Raw genomic sequence first — 21,488 nt, forward strand, 5'->3', positions numbered from 1 at the left:
ACCTGTCAATTAAAGGCTACACACAACAAATAACCTTCAACACCACTAAGGAGAAGTGGGGCTGAAGGTTATTTGTTCATTTGATTTAGCTGCCTTTCATCTCAACGGGAAGTATTCAAGGCATGAGAGGTTTGATACAGCTCTCTGATCATTTTATGCAACGTGTAATTTTCCTGACGTGTCACGCCGTGTTGATTTTCCTGAACCAGCAACTGATGGATGTTTCGTTTTAGAATTTCACTTCGACGTTCCAGCATTTCGGTACTAATAAATAAATGAACACTCCCTTTGTCATGAATAAACCTACATTTTTGAAATGAGCATTGGCCGAATATAAGGTTGCCTTTCGACTTCTTTAAGTATATCGTGCTGGATGATCAAGGGAAAACGGAGCGAGACTGCAAATTACTTTTTCTCATCATCCATGCCGTGTCGACAGCGACTCACCCCATGAGTTCTTAGATATACTTCTTTATGCTGGAGATAACAGGGGTTTAGGGACAAATAGCTTGATGTAAAATTTAACTGAAGGCTGCTTTTTTGATATACACGGATTAATCGCATCCATGCGTTTAAAATATTTGTCCGCAAGGAGCGTCTAAAACGAGTCCCTTATTGTCCCGGGAGAAATATTTCTTGAGTGTGATTAACCAGTTAGAACAACATCAAGTTAAGAGAGGAAGTGTGGAGCAGCGACTGCAAGAGCTTATATTGGGTATTGCTCATTCCGTTGAGAACAAGCAAGGGCTAACCAGCGAGTTAATACAAAGGATCAATCGTGTATTCGAAGAAAATCAATCTGTGCGCCTAAAAGTAGCTTTGTTTCAGAAGATCAGCACATTCTGTAGTTCTAAATGTCGAAGTCGTTACAACTACCTAATGAAAGAAAAGAATAAGAGAGGCTATAACATTATGGAAGTGAGGAGACACAATAATGATTATTTTAAAATCGGATGAAGAAATTGAGATCATGAGGGAAGCTGGCCGAATACGACTATTCTACCAGTCCGTACCGCTTGCCTTTGGCTCCGAATTTTTCAAACCGTGCGTTGTTCGCCACATACGTATACCGGAAGCCATGAGCTGAACGAAGCACGGCTCCGGATACGTCTATTTTGTGTGCATTCATAATACCCGTTTCTCCATACCTGGAAAAAGATACAGAATGGTGGATGAACAGCTGCTTTATCATCATTATTTGTATTGTGGATATATCGGCTGAACAGCTACTTGCTCAGGATCATGACCGAAGAACAACAGATTCGGCTTGATCTCCTGCACAATCTGCTGAATGCGGGCGATTGACTGGCGTGTCTGTTCACGGTCAAAGCCGTCAAACGGCACGTCGTTTGCGTAATTCTCCTGCGTGTAGGCAACATCAATCGTCAGCATGACCGGACCCGACTCCTTTGTTGTGACCAGCGCGGACTGATGACCCGGCGAATGACCCGGAGTATAGAGCAGTTGCAAGCCCGGAACCAGCTCATGATCCCCTTGGAGCAGTCGGTAATTCAAGTCCACCTGCACACATTCCGGTGGCGCATACTCCAGATTACCGATCGCAGCGTCCGCTTCGGTCTGCTGCACATAAATCGGTGTATTCGGAAAATGCGGATTGCCTCCGGCATGATCCATATGCATATGGGAGATAACGATGGCATGGATATCGTCCGGTTGATACCCGATCCGATCCAGTACCGTCACGATACTATCATCGGCTGTCATATGGGGGATGAAACGCCCTTCAAACGGTGTACTTTTAAAATAATCCGGATTGTCGATAAACGAATCCGGCATACCGGTATCAATGAGAATCGGACCGTGATCTGTCCCCAACAGATACGACCAGATTTGCAGTCGCACCAGTTCACCGGGCTGTTCATGATGGTTGAGTGAGGAGCGATCAATATCAAGCTGACCGACCGGTAACCAGTACAATTTGTTAATCATACAATCATCCTCCAATCTTAGTTTACATAATAATTATTATGTAGTTAATAAATAGAATTACAACTGACAGAAAGTGATATTTGTAATTCGTTTGTAAGATGGGGGGGCGATGGAGCCTCATGCTTTCGCTGTAATCCCGCTCTCTCAAAAATTAATTTCTAATAGTTTAAATGATAAGGCATGTAGGCGTCCAGCAGGAATCTGCCAGACAGGCTAGTACGTGCTGATGTATAATCGGATGAAAAAAAGGTAATTACATAGCTTTCTCTGAAAAAGTTCCGGATAAAGGCGAAAGCGACCAGGCTGGACAAGAGGGGAGCGTTTTATTTATACTTAAAAAGCGCTAAAAAAACAGCGTATAATATAAATTATACGCTGTTTAGGTTTAAAACGACTTTTAGAATCCCTCCTGCATAAGATGTCGATTGGTTTGTCGATAAAAATCAGACGAAATCATCATTTTACAGTATATTTTGGAATATGAACTGAATTGGAGGCGAGCGAGATGAAAAAAGAGATGCGACATGTGGAGCTCGATACAACTGAAGAAATTGATGAGATATATACTGAGGAGCTGGAAGCTTTTTTGATCTGGATGAAGGATGCGGGATATACGATACATACGCAAAAAAATTATATGGGGGATGTAAAGCAATTTTTACGCACGTTGCGTGAAAAACCACTCGATCAGGTGAAGAAGATTCATGTTATGTCGTATTTGTCTAAAGCGCGGGAGGGAGGCGCCGGAGATAGTACGCGGAACCGGAAGCATGCAGCGGTGAACAGTTTTTTTAAAGCGCTACAGGAATTTGAGTTATGCAGCACAAATCCGGCAGCGGGAATTAAAAAAGCAAAGACTGAAAAGAATCGTATGCCCGTCTATCTGGATGAAAAGGATATTCATCCGTTTTTGCTCGCGGTGGAGGGGAAATATGCAAATCGTAATATGGCTATTTTTCTGCTGATGGTCTACATGGGATTGCGTGTGGGGGAGGTTCATTCATTGAATGTCTCGGATTACAGCCGAGAAAGACGTACCTTAGATGTGTTCGGTAAAGGACGTAAGTGGCGTACTCTCCCGGTACCGGAAGCCGTGTGTGACTTTGTAGAGCATGCTTTGGAGGAAAGATTGACGCCGTGGAGAGGTAAAGAGGATGCGATGTTCGTATCCCAAAAAGGCCGCCGTCTGGCAGTGCGCACCATTCAACAGATTGCTACAGAAACGTTCGAACGATTCCAGCAAGATAAGAGTATAGAACGTCGGGAGACTTATTCCAGCCATAAGTTGAGACATACATTTGCGACAATGCTATTACGTAAGGGAGCAGATCTGCGTACTGTACAGGAGCTACTGGGGCATTCATCTATTCAGACAACCACAGTATATACACATGTCACTGATCGGGAAAAAGAAAAAGCAATGGATAAGCTGGATATTCAGATACCCATATCAGGATTGTAAGTATAGCATGAAAGTTGAGATTAAATGAAAACGAGTTTACATAATAATTATTATGTAAACTCGTTGCATTGGACAGAATTACATCCTGACTTGAAAATCACATCATCAGCTTAAGGTCATTACGATCATGAACGTAGTATTCTTGTTCATAGCGTTAGTCTTGTTTTTGATTGATTTGCTCCAAATGATGCCGCAAATGCTGAATATAATCGTCAACTAGCCACTGTAATGTTTCGGTGGAGTGGTCATCTTTTTGAAATCTTTTCTTAGAATCGAATGATGTACATGAGTTTAACACATTTATGATTTGCTTATTCAATAGTTTCCATAAATGTATGACATCCACGTAAGAGAACTCTTCCTGATATTGATTAGCTACCACCCATTCATTTTGCGCATACGATTCAATTTTGATAGGGGATGTTGAATGCTTAATCATGATAAATCTTCTTTGATTATTAGAAGCGGAGTCGCACAGATGTCCTAGTATCTCTTTTTTGGACCATTTCTCCGAGAACGGTTTGGCATTAAATTCATGTTCTGTGATCGAAAAAAATTCTTTTTCATAATCCTCGATGATTCTCGTCAGTTCTTCAACAGCATTTTTCAATAGATTAGCCTCCTTATTTTAGCGATCGTCTTAAGATTAGCATTAGAATAATTCAAAATAAGCTGGAAAGCAATGGTGAATTAAAGGTTAGTATGATATTGCCTTGACAAAGGTAATATTTTGCTTCAAATTAAAGGTGCTATGTATGGAAAAAGCTAATACAAATTTAATTAAAGAAATAAATCTGAACCTGGTTCGCAAAGTATTGAAACAGATCAGTAAGACAACAAAACCCCAACTAGCCGCATTGACTGATTTAAGTGTGGTAACTATCAATACTCTTATGCAGGAATGTGGATACGTCTATAGAGAACAAATAGATGAAGATCAACGCTACTCATTATAAGGCACATCATATGAGTTGGCTGCATTATTTTCGGGGTGTTGGGGCAACTATGAGACCGATTATTATGTCTTTCTACATTTCGAATTACAACTCATGGAGGAGTGGCTACAATGGAAACGAGTTGCCGCAATACAAAATCCCATAACCGAAACCCAATCAGACGACTTACAGAGAGATCACAATACTGTACTAGTTAAGAACATCCCCAAAGAAAAGCTAATTCCAATGAAGGGATTAATAGAAATTATCACTTGACCTGAAACGCGTTTCATCAGCTAAAGTAAACGTGTAACCTAAAAGAGAAAGGCGAGGGCACTCTATGATCTCATTGATTTACTTTGCTCAGTTATATGGGTTGGTACTTATTGGTGCTTAGCATTATCTGGGCAGCCTAAGGAAGTAAAACCTTACCGCTCCATCGATGATTTTTTTTGAATAACTTTGTATGTCCACTTAATAAAGAAACTTTTTTTACTCGCTTTATTAATATGTTTAATTAATTGGTTTAATAAGTGTACTGGATATGCAATGCACCTATTAAATGGATCAAGTTCTGGCACTAAGTTGGATTTACGGAAATAAGGAGGTGTGACTGCGCGGGGATAAAAGGTATCTCATGTATCATAATTACTGGATCAAATTTATATCGTTGATTCTGAAGCAAGTTGGCTGGATATTACAGCACTTCATACCCATAAAGGGGAGACGGTAAGAAAACCCCAAACTGCCTCATGAAAGGACTATACGTAGCATGAAAAATAAAATACTAGTTTTTGATATTGGTGGCTCTTTTATTAAATTTAGTTTGTATTTTAAAGGTGAATTTATGTGCAAGGGGAAAGTTAAAACTCCATTGGACTCACTTGAGAATCTGCTTGTAGCTTTGAAGCAAATTCATAATCAGTTTATGGATGAATGTGAAGGTATAGCCATCAGCATGCCAGGTATTGTGAATTCGGAAAGCGGTCACATGGTGCATGGAGGTTCATTAAGATATATATATGATATAAATATGCTTGATGTTTTTAAGAAAGCGTTTCACAAGCCTGTAGCGATTGAAAACGATGGAAAGTGTGCTGCTCTTGGAGAAGCATGGCGTGGTTCTTTACAGGGAATTACCGATGGTGTCGTTCTGGTCGTTGGTACAGGGATGGGTGGTGGGATCATCTCACAAGGGAAATTGCTGAAGGGCCATCATTTATCAGCTGGGGAGTTCTCTTTCATCAGAACGAACAACGAGAATGCAGACAATCATGATTATCTGCTTGGTATGCAAGGGAGTAGTTTTGTTTTAACTAAAACCGTTGCGAAAGCCAAAGACCTTCCGGCAGATTCTATGACAGGTGAAAAGATATTCAAGTTCATTGAAGAAGGCGATGGAACGGTCCAAACGATTTTTCGAGAATACTGTAGGAACATCGCAACACAAATCATTAATTTACAATCCATACTTGATCCTGAAAAGTTTGTAATTGGGGGAGGCATATCTGAAAATCCTTTACTGGTTATTACCATTAGGGAAGAGCTAGAAAAGCTTTATAAGGATTCTATCTATAATTTTGTGCGTGCAGATATTGAACAAAGTAGATTAGGCAATGAAGCGAATTTGCAAGGTGCTATATATAACTACAAACAAACCTGTCATCTTGAATGATAACTAAAACAAACAAATAAAATAACAACAATAGAGCGTGCCATAACTTTGGACACGCCTTTTTTGCATTACAGATGTTTGATATAGGAGCTTTATATAATGAAGCTGGTTTGAAGGTTTGAAACTGAGTTTTACATGAACTTTGGATGCCTGATTTATCTTGTCCTGTCTAATAAAGAATCATTAGGTTTACATAATATATATTATGTTTTAGTGTGGTGAAATCTGCAAGTGGATCACTCTTATCAAGTGTCCGCTTGCAGATTCAGTTTCAGTGACAATATAAAAATAACTTATTTTTTTATATTGAGAATATACGCATGCGTCTATATTTCATTTTCCGGGGGAGATTCAATTATCACTCCTTCAACATGTTTGCGTCCCAGCAGTTTTCGTTTTTTGCGGTTTTCCTTGGTTTCTAAAACAATATCCAGATCATAGTCGTCAGGATACAGTTCAGTAGCAGCGATGTGAAGGACGAGCCTCTTTTTGTTAATACTCAGTTTTTGTCCTTGGATCAAAATTCCGACATTCCCCCGTTCATCCTCGGTTTTATATACAATTCCAGTTCGATCCAGGTAGCCTACATAAACACTATCACCAAGGGCAAATGGCTTGGCTTTGAGAGGAAGTTCTTGTTTCCCCCGTTTTGTGACTGTATCGTCTAAAGCCGCTTTTTTAGGGAGAGGCTTATTTGCATCATCAGACTTTTCATCATCTACACAAGGAGGAATAACAAACGATTCCTGTGTATTCCGAGACGCTCTACCTGCAGAAATGACCTCAGAACGCTCGATAATACGTGTCCACATGCCCAGCTTCAAGGCAATTGCATATGCATAGCTTTCTCCGGCCTCTCCAATGCGAAGTCGGTACAAAGGCTGTAGCGTTTCGGTATCAAACTCCATACGAGCATTCTGAAATCCCGGTGTGTTTTCAGCAAAATGCTTGATTTCGCTAAAGTGAGTTGTAGCCACTACTGTCGCTCGGCGACGATGGAATTCTTCTAGCAACGCGATAGAAAGGCCTACTCCTTCTCCCGGATCGGTGCCGGATGCCATTTCATCAATCAGGATCAGAGTAGAGTTGCCTGTTGTCTCTAAAATGCTAATCATGTTGCGGATGTGTGCAGAAAAGGTACTCAAAGCATGTTCAATGCTTTGGCCATCCCCGATGTCAACCACAATTTCCTCGAATACAGCCATTCGGCTGCCATGCAAAACAGGTACCAGTAGCCCAGATTGCACCATTAATGTTAATAGACCGACGCTTTTGAGGGCCATCGTTTTTCCGCCTGTGTTCGGTCCGGTGATGATGAGTGAGGAATATCCTTCACCAATTGAGAAATCAAGCGGCACCATGGTATTGGACATCAACGGGTGACGTGCACCTCGGATGTCTATAATCCCGTCAAGATTAAGTTCGACAGGGACAGCATCCAGAGTCATGGCGTATTTGGCTTTTGCCAATAAAAAATCCAGTACACCTACCGTCTCTGTATTAATGCTTAGTTCCCGGTTGTATGACTCAGCCATTGCCGTCAGGTCTCCCAGCACTTTCATTTCTTCTTTTGATTCTTCTGCCATGTTCGCGCTCTGATCGAATTGCAGATTCGTGATCTCGGCAGGTTCAACATAAACCGTTTGACCACTTCCCGATTCATCCAGTACATTGCCTTTCACTTGTTTACGGAATTCTTTTTTGATTGGAAGCACGTAACGGCCATTGCGCTGACTAATCATATTTTCCTGCATAATGGATCGGTGACGGCTGGTAAGAGAGTCAAGTTTCCTCTTGATACGTTCTTCAGTAACCGCAATTTTTTTGCGAATTTTAGCTAGTTCTTTACTGGAGATATCCGTTACACGTCCCGAATGAATACATCTTTCGATTTCGGATAAAAGTGGCTCCATGCTATACATGGAAGATGCATAAGCGCTGACGGTTGGAGCAGCGTCCGCCTTGGAATGCATATATTTTATGAGTTGAATGCAGCTTCGAATGAATTGAGCCATATGAGAAAAATCACGCTCGCTGAACATATACCCGGTTCCGAGCAGTTGAAGAATGTGCTCCATTCCTTCCAACGAAGGAACAGGGACGCTTGCTCCGTGGCGAATGATCTGTAACGCTTCGTTCGTTTCGTCAAGACGAATCTTAATGGTACGGATATCAGTAATTGGGCGCATAGAAGTAGCGTGATGCTTACCCAGATAAGAAAAAGCACATTCGGAAACTCTTGTTTTAATTTGATCATATTCCAAACGCAGCATTGTAGTTTCGTTCATGAATAAATCGCTCCTTTAGTTGTGTAGTGTCAGGATTTTGGAAAACCTTGCTATTAAAATAAAAAAGGGCGGAGAATGAACAAAACGTTCATTCTCCGCCCTTAAGGAAAGAGGGAATTTATCATCAAATAAGCCTGTTATACAGCTTTTGTAGTTCCGAGTTCCGTGTTACCAATTCATTCACTCAACAGCTCTTTGCTAAGCTATTTGGATCGAATGGAAACGTTAAAAGGGAAGTTACAAAATCTGAAAACAAAAAAACCGCGCTGAACACAGCACGGAATAAGGCCTGGATGAAGATAATCCCGAAGGCGATTTATGATATCCGCATGTTCTTAACTAATATCAGGATAACAACACAGCAAGAAACAAACCTGTCCCCGAAGGGTGCAAGCGCCTGGTGTTACTCCCTGAATATGCAATTGCTTAGTTAAGAACGTTCACCGACATCAAAATCTCTCCCTTAATTGAAGATATAACCATACTATACGATTGAACAGGCGTTGAAGTCAAGGCCGACTTCTTTAATTCGAGGCAATGGGGACCATAATATTAACATAATATATATTATGTATACCCAATATCAAATGTTATTCAGAATCATTGGGTATGACAGCTTGTACAGGCCGCCTGTCACGAAGCAATGGTAGTAGCAGCATCGCTCCAATCAAAAACAAGCCGGCGCTCACGCTATATACAGTGTTCAGGGAGGATTCGTGTTTGAGTGTTCCGCCGATACTCATACCGACGACCATCATCCCGGAGAACAGGGGTGAGAGGGCACCACCGACGCGGCCGATAAAAGCAGCTTCGGCATTTTTCATCATCATCGTGTTGATACCGATATGAATGCAAGGATAAAATAGGCCGCTGAAAACTTGTAGTGCTATGGTCAACACAATATTGTGCGACCATCCGACTCCAAAGGTTGTCAGTGTGCTGACCAAAAGTCCGGCCACAAGCAGCAATTGCGGCTGTGCTTTTTTGGCAACCCCCATAATCAGACCGCCTCCTACCAGCATAGCCGCTCCGTTCGCCATTAACGGCCATTGCAGGAATTCCTTGTTTTGTCCAAGGTTCTCGATGGCGACAAAAACCATTAATGGTTGAATAAGTCCGACCGCTAGCCCAATTACGGTGAATGTTCCCCCAAGCGTGCGAAGTGTGCGGTTATTCCATACATAACGAATTCCTTCTTTAAGCTCTTGAATGAAATGAGTTGGTTGATCATCTATCTCAAGTGCTTGTTCATCTTGTGGAATACGAGTCAGGACAAGCGCCGAGATGAGAAACAATATTCCGGTTATAGACATTGAAGTGAAAATTCCAAAGTGTTGATAAATAAATGTACCGATAACAGGACCGATAACCATAAACAATGCCATGAGAGATTGAAAAAGGGCCATCACTCCCTGTAGTTGTTCTGGTGCTACATGCTGCTTAAATATTTTCATCGCAGACGGCTGAGAAAATTGAGATAGAATGGCCGAAAAGAAAGTGGACAGCAAAAGCACCTGCCATGAACCGTACCATAATGCCAACAAGACAATAAAATAGAGGCCGCGGATAGCAAATCGCAACTAATCATGGTCCGTTTGGGCCGCCAACGGTCCGCGAATGTTCCTCCAATGATAGCGAACAGAAAAATAGGCATAAATTCAGCAACCGAAATAAGCGACACGTATACGGGATCATTATGGGTCAAATCTGTTACATACAACAGTATGGCAAAGTTGCGCACCCAAATGCCCAAATTTAGCAGTGCATTGGAGGCGATAATGGTCCTTATATATGGATTTTTAAACAACAACAAACTCTCCCTTCCTGTTTTCAGGGCGCAAACCCCTTGGAATATCATTTTTAATAAACAAAATATATTTTTGTCTATATAATAATAGATAATATAATAAACTAGCTACTGTTTAGTCAAATGTTTTTTGAAATCACAAAGAAAGTAGGGCATAGAAAATAAAGAGGTCAATGATCCTTAAGGGCGTGAATTAGAACGGTGATAAAAGTACTCACTTTAAACTTGTGAATTGGGAATGATATCTAATCGAAAAAAAATAGTTTACATAATATATATTATGTAAACTAAACTATTTATCTTAATAATAGGGCTCTGAATCCGATGTACCTTTTAAAATCATAGTGATATAATTACGCGTACATGCCTGAAAAGGAGCGAATGGAACGTAAATGAACTTTCAAGTGGATTTTTTATCTTTTTTTGTAATTCAGGTAGACGGAAAAGAAGGACAGGGTGGTAAGTCCTATAAGCATTACGCTACGATGGACGATTACGATTATGACGAAAGCGATATTAAAAAATTTCTGGACGGGGAATTTGCTCGTATTAGCAAGCGGAAGGTTGAAAAAAACCCCAGCACAGAGCAGGCACCGACCAAAATTGGCCGCTTTATCGTCGAACCGGAGCATGAATTGAGCAGTAATCCGAATTTCAATATGTTCGCCCGACTGCGGGCAGCAGAGGATAAGGAAGATTTTAAAAATGCCTGTGACGATCTGGTGCGGATGTATCTGGATACGAGCGCGGTACGCGGTGGAGCGCTGATCATTGTACAGGCTACCTTGAATACACACTCGGATGATCCGTTTATTTTTGTGCTTAAATGTGATTTCGAACCTAAAATTGCCAGAATTACTGAAAGCAGTCTGGTAAGTGAGGTCGAAATGGCAATTTCTGCCCGTAATATGAAATCCATCATGTATCCTTACATGCTTGAGGAGGGGATGAACGATGAGTGGGAGCTTAAAATTCACCAGTCTTCGCATGCCCGGTATTTTGAAGATTTTTTGAAATTCGTGACCTATGAGCAATCCATGCCCGAAATCGTCAATGAGCATGTCATGGGCTTCGTTCAGAACTATGTAGAAACCAAATGGCCGGATGCATCTAATGAGGAAAGACAGCAGGAAGAGCGCGATCTGGAATTGTGGGCGGCGAGCGAAAAACGGGATCTGCAAGGGAAATGGGAACCTCTTCAGGTCGTAGAGGCTGCACAGCATATTGTCGAGCTGAAACCAGAAATTGAAGTTCGTTTCAAACTAGATGATACGGCCGTACGTGGACTACTGTCCGACTTTGGCGCCAAGCTGCATATCACGAAACTTCATGATAGATATGCACTTATTATTGAAGGTGATGCATTTACGTTTGAAAAGGGATTTTCACCGATTGAGCTACTCCAACCTGAATCGTTTGAAACGGTGGCTGAGCGGCTAAAAGAGAAACGCCAGCATGAAAATGAGGATGTGGATGGCGATACGCCACCTTGGTAATTCGAATGCATAGCAGGACGACAAACTGAACTTTTACATTATAATGACTAAAAAACTGGCCTCTCAACGGATATTACCGCTGTAGAGGCCAGTTTTGTTTAGCTTTTATGCTTTCGATCTACATATGGACTTTGCTAATTTGATCTTTTAGCTTGTCCGCAGATTGAACAAACCTTGTACGTTCCTCTTCATTGAGCGGAAGATCCAAAATTTCACGTACCCCATTGTGATCTACGATACTTGGAACACCTAAATATACGTCAGATACTCCGTTATAATTTTCCAGCAAGGTGGACACATTAAGTACCGACCCCTCGTCTCCGAGAATGGCGGCTACAATTCGGTCGAGAGCCAGCCCGATAGCATAAGAAGTTGCGCCTTTAGCATCTATAATTTCATAGGCAGCATTCTTGGTATTTTCAAAAATTTCGTTTTTCGTTTCTTCACCCAGTTCAAGCGGAGTTCCAGCTACGTTGGCTGTGCTCCATACAGGTAACTCGGAGTCACCGTGTTCTCCAATAATATGGGCGTGGATGCTTCGTGGATCGATGCCTTTTTGCTTCCCGATCAAATAGCGGAAGCGTGCGCTGTCCAGCAACGTTCCTGATCCAATGACTCTACTTGAAGGCCAACCACTGCGTTTCCAGGAGATGTAGGAGAGAATGTCCACTGGATTGGTTGCGATCAGCAAAATGCCGTGTGTATTGACCTTGACGATATTATCAATAATACTTTCAAAAATTTCGGCATTACGCTTCAGCAAATCGATGCGCGTTTCTCCCGGCTTTTGTGAAGCGCCTGCAGTAACAATAATGATATCTGCATCACGGCAGTCTTCATAATCACCCGCCCACACTTTGACACCGCCGAGAAAGGGAAGCCCATGATTCATATCGAGCATTTCCCCCTTCGCCTTTTTGACGTTGACATCAATAAAGACAAGTTCTGACATGCGTTGGCGCAGCAGTAGGGTATAGCCGGTTGTTGTGCCAACCGCTCCCATGCCGACAATGGCCACTCTACTTCGTTTGTAAGGTTTTAAGCTCATAAAATCCTCATCTCCTTCTCGGGTTGTATACCTTTTCATTTTGGGGTATTACTTAAAAATTTATCTTTCCAACTTAGTGTACCGTATATATTTACCCACGGCAAAGAAATATGACATTTTTCCTTGACTTCAAAGGCGAGCTCGCTAATAATTAATCGAATGATAAGAACACGCACTAAAGCGTTGCAGCACCGATATTGACGCATGAAATTATGGAAAGAGGATTCGGCATATGGACTTATTTCGAAAAAAAACAGGACTGCTCCCGCATGAGGAAAGCGGATCTACAGGTCACTTAAAGAGAACAATGGGTGCCTTTGATCTCACCATGCTAGGTGTAGGATGTATTATCGGTACCGGGATTTTTGTTATTACTGGCAAGGCAGCAGCAGAAAATGCAGGTCCTGGATTGATGCTCTCCTTTGTTATTGCAGGTATTGCCTGCGTACTAGCAGCCTTATGTTATGCGGAGCTATCATCTACAGTTCCCGCAGCTGGGAGCGCTTATGCGTATAGTTATATTGTATTTGGAGAAATTTTGGCCTGGGTACTGGGTTGGGACCTGATTCTGGAATATGGAGTGGCGGCCGCCTCTGTGAGTAGTGGATGGTCTGCATACTTTCAAGGCTTGCTGGCTGGATTTGATATACATTTACCGCTGGCTTTAACTGCAGCCTTCGATTCGACCAAGGGAACCATTATTGATCTACCAGCCGTGTGCATCATTATGCTCATCACACTGTTACTGAGTCTCGGAGCCAAGGAGACGGTTCGATTCAATTTAATAATGGTTTGTGTTAAAGTCGGAGTTGTATTGCTATTTATTGGGATCGGTATCTTTTATGTTAAGCCTGACAACTGGACACCATTTTTGCCTTATGGATTTTCTGGTGTTTTGAGTGCTGCAGCAATCGTATTTTTTGCTTATCTGGGTTTCGATGCCATCTCAACTGCAGCTGAAGAGGTTCGCAATCCGCAGCGGAATATGCCCATCGGCATTATTTCTTCTCTTGCGATCTGCACGGTACTGTATATTGCCGTTTCAGTTGTGCTAACGGGAATGGTACCTTATACGCAGTTGGGGGTAAGTGATCCTGTTGCGTTTGCTCTCCGCTTTATTCATCAGGATTTTGTTGCCGGATTGATTTCAGTCGGTGCGATTGCGGGGATGACCACCGTTTTACTGGTGCTGTTGTTTGGTCAAACGCGGTTAATTTTCTCAATGTCACGTGATGGCCTTTTACCCGTTTTTTTATCTAAAATCAATGTCAAAACTCAAACACCGATACGAAGCACCTGGCTGGTGGGCAGCATTATCGCATTGGCTAGTGGATTGTTTCCGTTACATGCACTGACCAATTTGACGAGTATTGGAACCCTGTTCGCTTTTGCTGTGGTATCAGTAGGGGTTATCGTTCTGCGCAAGAAACGCCCTGATTTGAAAAGAGGCTTTACCGTGCCGTGGGTTCCGTTGCTCCCGCTTTTAAGTGCTTTGGTTTGCATCGGTCTGATGCTTCAGCTTCATATTAGCACCTGGATTGGATTCATTGTGTGGCTCCTGCTTGGATTGCTGATCTATTTCTTCTATGGATACCACAAAAGTTTGTTGAACCGTAAATCTTAATAAATTCAAGTATAAAAAAGCTGGCATCCTGCACTTTTGTGAAGGGTCCGGTTTTTTTTGTCATTACGCGAAAAGTGTCACATAGAGGCGTTTATGGTATAATTCTGTTTCAGATAAGCTTTTGGCACGTGATTACAGCATGCCATCGAGGGAGGATTTTTATATGAAACTGCGCTGGCGTGCGCTCTTGGGGGGAGTACTGCTGCTGACGGGCATTCTACTGGCTGCCTGTTCTGCTGAAGCCCCAGAAACGTTAACTAAACCTCCGATTGAGGAACCTGATGACCAGGGTCAGACAATTACTATTAATCCACCAGTGACTCCAAAGGTGGGCGATCCCAACGCCAAATATGTAGTTCAGACGCGAATAGCGGATTTTCATTTGATCGATAACAATAAAGGGTTAGTTTGGGGAGTTACCCATAATGAGCTCCGACTTTATGATACTCATGATGGCGGAAAGACATGGAATAATATTTCTCCCTCCGAAAACGTCCAATTTCAAGACAAGCTTGAATACGGAAAGGACATCAGTTTCACTGATTCTCGTCACGGTTGGGTTGTCCGTCAAAATTTGGACAAAACAGCAACCGTCATTCTGAGAACGGCAGATGGAGGACAGAGCTGGGATGTTTCAGCGCTTCCAAGCGGGGACCATGTGAGCTCGATTCAATATGTAAATCCAACTACTGGCTGGATTATGGCATATGTAAATCTGAATGAGCAGGATCAACAAAAACTGTTGTATCACACCACTGACGGGGGAGCCACGTGGGATAAAGTTGCGCAAAGTTCTGGAATGACATCCAACAAACCAGGCTCAGGGTTACCCGATCGGGGCAGTCTGGCCGGAATGAGCTTTTCTTCCAACAATCAGGGGTTTGTAGCGATCAATCTTGATAAAAGTGTTAAGTTGTACAAGACTTTGAATCAAGGGAAAACATGGACTCCGGTAGCTAACAGAATACAGGGTTGCCCTCAGGCCAAAGCAGAAGCCCAGCAGTCTCTGAAAGGGAGCAGTGCCTCGTACTGGATTCCGGTTCTTTGCTATGGGGATAACGTCATAAAATATAACGGACTGTTTACAAACGATACAGGGACACAATGGAACGGTGTGCCTTTGGGTCTGAGTAGCAACATTAATGCTATTATCCCTGGCCGTACGTTTCTAAACGAAAAGGAAGGGTGGATCATAACCGAGACCGGAATGAGCCGTACAAAGGATGGGGGGAAGACGTGGACAAGTCTCACAGGCAACAAAGTGCTACCTTTGAAGCTACAAGACTACCCAAGATCGGTTAAGCTCCGTTTCGCTTCTTCTTCAGTGGGTTGGCTTCTTTTGGAACGCCTTGATGACAAGAAATCACTGCTGCTGAAAACGACGGACGGCGGTGCGAACTGGAGAATTTTATAATCGCTATAAAGGTGATTGCCCTGGGGTGTTATTCCCAGGGCGTTTTATTTTTAAAAAATTTAAATTTTATACGACTATATGTGAAAAAAATCACAAACTAACGAATAAGCCGCTGTTATACTAAACCTGTAAACAACGATAGGAGTGATAATCATGAGAGCGAATCAGGATCATATGTTAACCCAATACTACCTTCAATTTTGTTATACTTGCCAGGATGCCTATGGTTGCACGACTGAAGAGGACTGCAAACAGTGTGCAGAGCGTTACGCTGAAGACGAAAATCATGAAGTTCTGGATGAAACACAACGTTATCTCCAGCTTGTACATGTGTAAATCGATGCATCATTCTGATATCGCCATATCTTGAGCCTCCCGGATTATTCCGTGGGGGCTCTTGGCGTTCTTAAGGGTTGCTATCAAATTTGGGCAGGAACATACATATACTGTTATAGAAAGCTTAGGTCAGGTCAGGATGCCCGGTAGTTTCCCTGTGGAATGCCTGGCGGAGAGGAGTGCGGTGCATGGGTTTTGAGTCATTATGGATGTTCGATTGGCTGGGCACGGTACTGCCCGTATTTTTCGTTGTCGTGTTGGGTATTGTCGTGTTGTCTGCAGGCAGGGAAGTCATGGAATGGAGTCGAAATAAAAGGCAGCCTGTACTGACGGTCGGTTCCCGAATTACGGCCAGAAGGACACATCTCCAACAGAGGCGGCAGGAGGAACAAGGGACTCGTACCTATACTTTCTATTACGTAACCTTCGAGGTGGAAAGTGGCGACCGGATGGAGTTTAAGGTATCTGGGGAAGAATATGGTCAATGCGCTGAAGGGGATGAGGGACGGCTTACTTTTCAGGGTACAAGGTATATCGGGTTTCAGCGTCTTAATCGCTATAGCTTGGAACAGGTTAAAATGTAGAATTCAGCCTATTTATTTTTGGATTCATTTACAGCCTTCTGTAAGAAACCAGGGTAGGGGGCTGTAGATGTTTCTTGTTCGGCACATTTTGGTACATATATACTAGAACAGAGTAGTTCAGAGGAGGAATGATTCGTGTCATTTGAGGGACAAGTTGTTATTGTAACAGGAGCGGCGCATGGCATCGGTAAAGAGGTCGCTTTTGCCTACGCTGCTCAGGGTGCCCATGTTGTATTTGCGGACTACAATGAGGAAGAGGGTGCCGCAGCCGCTGCAGCAGCCCGGAACGAAGGCTATCAGGCCATTTTTATTCCTTGTGATGTACGGAAGGAAGAAGATATTGTAGCGCTAATCCGTGCCACGGAAGAAGAATACGGTACGATTCATACGCTAATTAACAACGCAGGCGTATCCAAATGGAAATCTCCATATGAGTTAACGCTAGCAGAATGGGATGACATTTTGAATACTAACGTACGCAGCTGTTTTATTGCCACTAGGGAAGCGGCTAAGGTGATGAAACGAAACGCAGAAGGTGGCTCTGTGGTCAATATGACCTCTACACGAGCTTTCATGTCAGAGCCGGATACAGAAGCCTACGCGGCATCCAAAGGAGCCATTGTGGCCTTTACGCATGCGATGGCCATATCGCTAGGAAAGGACGGGATTCAGGTCAATTGCATCAGTCCAGGGTGGATTGAAACCGGGGATTATGAGCAACTGCGTACAGAAGACCATCAACAGCATCCGTCTGGGCGAGTAGGAACCCCTAAGGACATCGCACGGGCCTGTCTGTATTTGACACAACCCGGCAATGATTTTGTAACAGGTACGAATCTGGTAGTAGATGGTGGCATGACGCGTAAAATGATTTACGAGCCGTAGTAAAAGCCTAAATGAGTAGTCCCAATCTTGGGGCTATTTTTTTGTTTTTCTGGACTGTCACCCATTGGGCATTTGTACCATATGATAGGGTATGTGATGGAGAAGCGAGGAGGGGACGCGTTGGCTGTAATCAAGACCAACTCAGAGGATGTAAGGACACTTGCCCGACTGATGCGGGCAGAGGCCGAAGGAGAAGGAGAGCAGGGGATGCTCATGGTTGGCAATGTCGGAGTAAATAGGATTTTGGGCAATTGTTTGGATTTTCGGGGGATTCGCCTTATGAACGATATGGTGTTTCAGAGTCCGGGCGGGTTTGAAGCTACCCAAAAAGGGTACTTTTATCAAAGAGCCCGTGACCGTGACATTCGTCTTGCCCAGCGTGTCATTAATGGGGAAAAAATACGCCCGGCGTCCAATGCATTATGGTTTTTCAGACCGGCAGGAAACTGTCCGGGCACCTGGTATAACCAGACTAATACCGGACGTTTTAAAGCCCATTGCTTTTTTAGCCCGACTGTACAGGATTGTCCTGCCGTCTATTAGAACGCTTCAACATGAGTTTGAATAATTTAAAACCATTTTAGGAGGAATTTACATGATTTCACAGCAAGCTTACCGTCCTGTTTCTTATCCTGCTGGTGGCGGGTATCCCGAATGGCCCAGAGGGATGAATCCGGTCGGAACTATGCAGCCCATTAGCACCTTCCCCCCTCAGGTTAATAGCGGTAGTGCGATGACACCGACTGGTATGGTGGTACAGAGCCAGACTCCACAATTTGAGCAATCATATATTGAAAACATTTTGCGCTTGAACTTGGGTAAAACAGGTACCTTTTATATGACGTATGAAAATAACCGGGAATGGAATGCGAAAATATTCAAAGGTATTCTGGAAGCAGCGGGTCGTGACCACATTATTATCAGTGATCCGGCTACGGGCAAGCGGACGATTTTGCTGATGGTGAACCTGGACTATGCTACTTTTGATGAGCCATTGTTATACCAATATCCCGGCGTCATCGGGAATCCGGGTGCATCCCCGGTTCGCTGATGCCTTCATATATATGAGTCTACATCCTCTGCCAGACGGCAGGGGATGTATTTTGTTTATAATCTTTCTCAAATATAGTAGCTTTCTTGGTGGTAAGGGGCGAAAACGAGAGCTTTACGACCTAAATGATAGTGGAGCTGTTTTTTCTGACATTGCTTGTGGTTTGACTGTATAGAGTATAGTTATATAATTAAATATAAGCTGATGAATGATCTAATCATTTATGCGGAATATGGCTTTGGAAGCCGGAAGGAGTGAATGTGTTGGGAAGTTGACGCTGCTTATGATGTGTTATCGTTCTGTCTATGATGAAACTATCCGAAGGAGGTGCGCCTGTCTGCCGTAATGACGGCTGATGGGGAGCATATTGAGTGACCCTTTACCGAGTATGTTTAACTTATTTATTGTTTTTGCATTAGTACTATTGAATGGTTTTTTTGTATCTGCGGAATTTGCCATGGTGAAGGTCAGAGGCAGCCGTATTGAGACTTTGGTGGAGGCGGGCAATAAAAAGGCCGTATACGCCGCCAATATGTTACACAACTTGGACGCTTATTTATCTGCCTGCCAGTTGGGTATTACACTAGCATCGTTGGGACTAGGATGGATCGGAGAGCCGGCCATCGCACATTTGATCGAACCTGTATTTACAGCCGCTGGATTAGGAGCGGTATATGTGCACGGTACTGCCGTGGTTATTGCATTTATTGTCATTACGATTCTGCATATTGTGTTGGGTGAATTGGCGCCCAAAACGATAGCTATTCGTAAATCTGAGACCATTACGCTGTATTCAGCCATGCTGATGACTTGGTTTTACAAGTTGATGTATCCATTCATATGGGCGTTGAATGGAATGGCGAACAGCCTGCTGCGTTTATTCCGTCTGGAGCCGGTATCCGAAAATGATGATTCCGCGCATACGGGGGATGAAATACGTATTCTGATGAAAGAAAGCAATAAGAGCGGACTAATTGATAATACGGAATTGGCGCTTGTTGATAATATATTTGATTTTACCGACACGACCGCCAGGGAAATCATGATTCCGCGAACTGAGATGATCTGCTTATACAGTAATGAGTCCACAGAAGAAAATCTCGCGATTGCGACGGAAAGCATGAGAACCCGTTATCCAATCTGCGCCGAAGATAAGGACCATATTATCGGCTTTATCCATATTAAGGACCTTCTACGGGCGAACACACTGGATACCCGTACGATGATTCGACCGATTCTTGCTGTCCCTGAATCTACGCAAATTAGTGATCTGCTCAAACGCATGCAGCGTAGCAAGACGCAAATCGCAATTTTGATTGATGAATATGGTGGTACATCGGGTATGGTAACACTGGAAGATATTATGGAAGAAATCGTTGGTGAAATTCAGGATGAGTTCGATCAGGAACGTCCGAGTTGTGAGCAGATTAATGACGAGGAATTTTCCATTGACGGCATGTTATTAATTGATGAAGTGAACGATCGCTTTGGACTGGATCTTGATCATGAGGATTATGATACGGTAGGGGGCTGGCTATACTCACATGTCGAGGTTATTCCCCCACAGCCTGGCCAGTCTGTAGTGTTTGAGGGATGTATGTTCACGGTAGAAGAGGTTGAAAACAAGCGGATCTCACGTATTAGGCTGATAAAACAGCCTTTCGTCGTGGAAGAAGCAGGAGTCTCATAACGGAATACGGAATAATTCTTGAGAGCGACCTTGAACGATGTGGGGTCGCTTTTTAATTTGCCTCCTTTACAGAAAGGACATGAATTGATATGATGTTCGTGTAATTGTCAACCTAATTACAATCTTTAAGGTTGACAATGAGGAGTGGATTTCCTCTACGCTGAAAATCTTACCCATCTACATGATCATTAAATTTTGGGAGGCAAGAAGTATGAATTTACTAAACGAGGTTATAGATTGGGGCTCTTTGGCTGAAAAAGCGATACATGGTAGCCATGTTACACTGGAAGAAGGCATAGCGGTACTGGAAGCCGACGATGAGGAGTTATTACCGATTATGCAAGCTGCATTTCGAGTGCGACACCATTTTTACGAAAAAAAAGTAAAGCTCAACATGATCATCAACGCTAAAAGTGGCTTGTGCCCGGAGGATTGCGGTTATTGCTCACAATCTATCGTATCCACGGCGCCTGTGAACAAGTACAGTATGTTGGACAAGGAGTCACTGTTGGCTGGAGCTAGGGAAGCAGTAGCACGGAGAGCAGGGACGTATTGCATCGTAGCTTCGGGTAAGGGCCCAACAGATCGAGAGCTGAATCAGGTGATTGAGGCTGTACAAGAAATTACCCGGACGATGCCGCTCAAAATTTGCGCTTGCTTAGGGATTCTCAAGGGAGATCAGGCACGGCGGTTGGCAGAGGCTGGGGTACATCGATACAATCATAATTTAAATACAAGTAAGGCCAACTATCCCTCGATTACAACCACACATACATACGATCAACGCGTCAAAACTGTGAAAATGGCTCAATCTCACGGAATGTCTCCATGCTCTGGCGTTATTATCGGGATGGGGGAAACGAATGAGGAAATCGTACAAATGGCTTATGCCTTACGAGAGTTGGATGCTGACTCTATTCCGGTTAACTTTTTGAATCCAGTCCCTGGAACCCCGTTGGAAGGAGCAAAGCGAATATCACCTATCCAAGCTTTGAAGGTGCTGGCACTGTTCCGCTTCATCTGTCCATCCAAAGAAATACGTGTTGCAGGTGGACGAGAGTTGAATTTACGCTCATTACAACCGCTATGCCTGTATGCAGCGAATTCAATTTTTGTAGGAGACTATTTAACGACAGAAGGTCAAGAGGTCACATTTGATCATCAAATGATTGAAGATCTTGGTTTCGAAATTGAGATGTGTGCCCTTTCAGCCGTATAATAGAATTTGTACAAACTTGGAAGG

Annotated in this window: 19 protein-coding genes and 3 pseudogenes; 16 read left to right on the forward strand and 6 right to left on the reverse strand. The window is 43.1% G+C overall.

The window, feature by feature from the left end:
• Nucleotides 1-636 precede the first annotated feature (636 nt).
• The gene (locus tag AC5ELV_RS21535) at nucleotides 637-957 is read left to right on the forward strand and encodes a hypothetical protein (RefSeq protein ID WP_493431800.1); all 321 of its coding nucleotides are present in this window, start codon (nucleotides 637-639) and stop codon (nucleotides 955-957) included.
• Between the two features lie 37 nt (nucleotides 958-994).
• Here the strand turns inward: AC5ELV_RS21535 and AC5ELV_RS21540 are convergent, their stop codons facing one another.
• Both AC5ELV_RS21540 and aiiA read right to left on the reverse strand, forming a co-directional pair.
• Nucleotides 995-1,129 (reverse strand): hypothetical protein, encoded by a 135-nt coding sequence (locus AC5ELV_RS21540; protein ID WP_274481535.1) that lies wholly within the window; start codon nucleotides 1,127-1,129, stop codon nucleotides 995-997.
• A gap of 65 nt (nucleotides 1,130-1,194) precedes the next feature.
• A complete protein-coding gene (aiiA, locus tag AC5ELV_RS21545; RefSeq protein ID WP_493431801.1) occupies nucleotides 1,195-1,950 on the reverse strand; it encodes a quorum-quenching N-acyl homoserine lactonase AiiA in 756 nt (251 codons plus the stop codon).
• Nucleotides 1,951-2,455: 505 nt separating this feature from the next.
• Here aiiA and AC5ELV_RS21550 point away from each other — a divergent pair.
• Nucleotides 2,456-3,412, forward strand: a complete 957-nt coding sequence (locus AC5ELV_RS21550) for a tyrosine-type recombinase/integrase (protein ID WP_493431802.1) — start codon at nucleotides 2,456-2,458, stop codon at nucleotides 3,410-3,412.
• Nucleotides 3,413-3,566: 154 nt separating this feature from the next.
• On the opposite strand, the gene AC5ELV_RS21555 is transcribed toward AC5ELV_RS21550, so the two are convergent.
• Nucleotides 3,567-4,022: a DinB family protein gene (locus tag AC5ELV_RS21555; protein ID WP_493431803.1), complete on the reverse strand. Its 456-nt coding sequence runs from the start codon at nucleotides 4,020-4,022 to the stop codon at nucleotides 3,567-3,569.
• A gap of 145 nt (nucleotides 4,023-4,167) precedes the next feature.
• Here AC5ELV_RS21555 and AC5ELV_RS21560 point away from each other — a divergent pair, with 145 nt between their 5' ends.
• The 4 genes and pseudogenes from AC5ELV_RS21560 to AC5ELV_RS21575 all read left to right on the forward strand — a co-directional run bounded on the left by AC5ELV_RS21560 (nucleotide 4,168) and on the right by AC5ELV_RS21575 (nucleotide 6,022).
• On the forward strand, nucleotides 4,168-4,368 hold the full coding sequence (locus AC5ELV_RS21560) for a hypothetical protein (RefSeq protein ID WP_493431804.1): 201 nt from the start codon (nucleotides 4,168-4,170) through the stop codon (nucleotides 4,366-4,368).
• Nucleotides 4,355-4,605: pseudogene (locus tag AC5ELV_RS21565) on the forward strand (MFS transporter); the annotation flags it as partial. The gene AC5ELV_RS21560 and the pseudogene AC5ELV_RS21565, both read left to right, overlap by 14 nt.
• Before the next feature lie 390 nt (nucleotides 4,606-4,995).
• A pseudogene (locus AC5ELV_RS21570) lies at nucleotides 4,996-5,091 on the forward strand (hydrolase); the annotation flags it as partial.
• Nucleotides 5,092-5,119: 28 nt separating this feature from the next.
• A complete protein-coding gene (locus AC5ELV_RS21575) occupies nucleotides 5,120-6,022 on the forward strand; it encodes an ROK family protein (protein ID WP_493431805.1) in 903 nt (300 codons plus the stop codon).
• A 326-nt stretch (nucleotides 6,023-6,348) separates the two neighbouring features.
• On the opposite strand, the gene AC5ELV_RS21580 is transcribed toward AC5ELV_RS21575, so the two are convergent.
• Together AC5ELV_RS21580 and AC5ELV_RS21585 are read right to left on the reverse strand one after the other, a co-directional pair.
• Nucleotides 6,349-8,310: an endonuclease MutS2 gene (locus AC5ELV_RS21580; RefSeq protein ID WP_493431806.1), complete on the reverse strand. Its 1,962-nt coding sequence runs from the start codon at nucleotides 8,308-8,310 to the stop codon at nucleotides 6,349-6,351.
• A 590-nt stretch (nucleotides 8,311-8,900) separates the two neighbouring features.
• Nucleotides 8,901-10,117, reverse strand: a pseudogene (locus AC5ELV_RS21585) (MFS transporter).
• Between the two features lie 392 nt (nucleotides 10,118-10,509).
• On the opposite strand from AC5ELV_RS21585, the gene AC5ELV_RS21590 reads away from it, so the two are divergent.
• Nucleotides 10,510-11,613, forward strand: a complete 1,104-nt coding sequence (locus tag AC5ELV_RS21590) for a DUF3900 domain-containing protein (RefSeq protein ID WP_493431807.1) — start codon at nucleotides 10,510-10,512, stop codon at nucleotides 11,611-11,613.
• Between the two features lie 118 nt (nucleotides 11,614-11,731).
• On the opposite strand, the gene AC5ELV_RS21595 is transcribed toward AC5ELV_RS21590, so the two are convergent.
• Nucleotides 11,732-12,661, reverse strand: coding sequence for an L-lactate dehydrogenase (locus AC5ELV_RS21595; protein ID WP_493431808.1), 930 nt, complete (start codon nucleotides 12,659-12,661; stop codon nucleotides 11,732-11,734).
• A gap of 232 nt (nucleotides 12,662-12,893) precedes the next feature.
• Between AC5ELV_RS21595 and bcaP the strand changes: the two genes are divergently transcribed.
• The 9 genes from bcaP (at nucleotide 12,894) to bioB (ending at nucleotide 21,464) form a co-directional block, all read left to right on the forward strand.
• A complete protein-coding gene (gene bcaP, locus AC5ELV_RS21600) occupies nucleotides 12,894-14,285 on the forward strand; it encodes a branched-chain amino acid transporter BcaP (protein WP_493431809.1) in 1,392 nt (463 codons plus the stop codon).
• Between the two features lie 163 nt (nucleotides 14,286-14,448).
• A complete protein-coding gene (locus AC5ELV_RS21605) occupies nucleotides 14,449-15,699 on the forward strand; it encodes a WD40/YVTN/BNR-like repeat-containing protein (RefSeq protein WP_493431810.1) in 1,251 nt (416 codons plus the stop codon).
• A 153-nt stretch (nucleotides 15,700-15,852) separates the two neighbouring features.
• Nucleotides 15,853-16,035, forward strand: coding sequence for a hypothetical protein (locus AC5ELV_RS21610; RefSeq protein WP_061828281.1), 183 nt, complete (start codon nucleotides 15,853-15,855; stop codon nucleotides 16,033-16,035).
• Between the two features lie 188 nt (nucleotides 16,036-16,223).
• The gene (locus AC5ELV_RS21615) at nucleotides 16,224-16,619 is read left to right on the forward strand and encodes a DUF2500 domain-containing protein (protein WP_013371386.1); all 396 of its coding nucleotides are present in this window, start codon (nucleotides 16,224-16,226) and stop codon (nucleotides 16,617-16,619) included.
• A 135-nt stretch (nucleotides 16,620-16,754) separates the two neighbouring features.
• Nucleotides 16,755-17,504 carry an SDR family NAD(P)-dependent oxidoreductase gene (locus AC5ELV_RS21620; RefSeq protein WP_493431811.1) on the forward strand — a complete coding sequence of 250 codons (750 nt, stop codon included), beginning with the start codon at nucleotides 16,755-16,757 and terminating at the stop codon, nucleotides 17,502-17,504.
• A gap of 120 nt (nucleotides 17,505-17,624) precedes the next feature.
• Nucleotides 17,625-18,047, forward strand: a complete 423-nt coding sequence (locus tag AC5ELV_RS21625) for a cell wall hydrolase (protein WP_103049197.1) — start codon at nucleotides 17,625-17,627, stop codon at nucleotides 18,045-18,047.
• Nucleotides 18,048-18,099: 52 nt separating this feature from the next.
• Nucleotides 18,100-18,555 carry a spore coat protein GerQ gene (gene gerQ, locus AC5ELV_RS21630; protein WP_039273179.1) on the forward strand — a complete coding sequence of 152 codons (456 nt, stop codon included), beginning with the start codon at nucleotides 18,100-18,102 and terminating at the stop codon, nucleotides 18,553-18,555.
• A gap of 388 nt (nucleotides 18,556-18,943) precedes the next feature.
• Nucleotides 18,944-20,245 carry a hemolysin family protein gene (locus AC5ELV_RS21635; RefSeq protein ID WP_196245373.1) on the forward strand — a complete coding sequence of 434 codons (1,302 nt, stop codon included), beginning with the start codon at nucleotides 18,944-18,946 and terminating at the stop codon, nucleotides 20,243-20,245.
• Between the two features lie 211 nt (nucleotides 20,246-20,456).
• Nucleotides 20,457-21,464 carry a biotin synthase BioB gene (gene bioB, locus AC5ELV_RS21640; protein ID WP_493431812.1) on the forward strand — a complete coding sequence of 336 codons (1,008 nt, stop codon included), beginning with the start codon at nucleotides 20,457-20,459 and terminating at the stop codon, nucleotides 21,462-21,464.
• The last annotated feature ends 24 nt before the right edge of the window (nucleotides 21,465-21,488 follow it).

It is taken from the genome of Paenibacillus sp. NMA1017, from assembly GCF_058895805.1.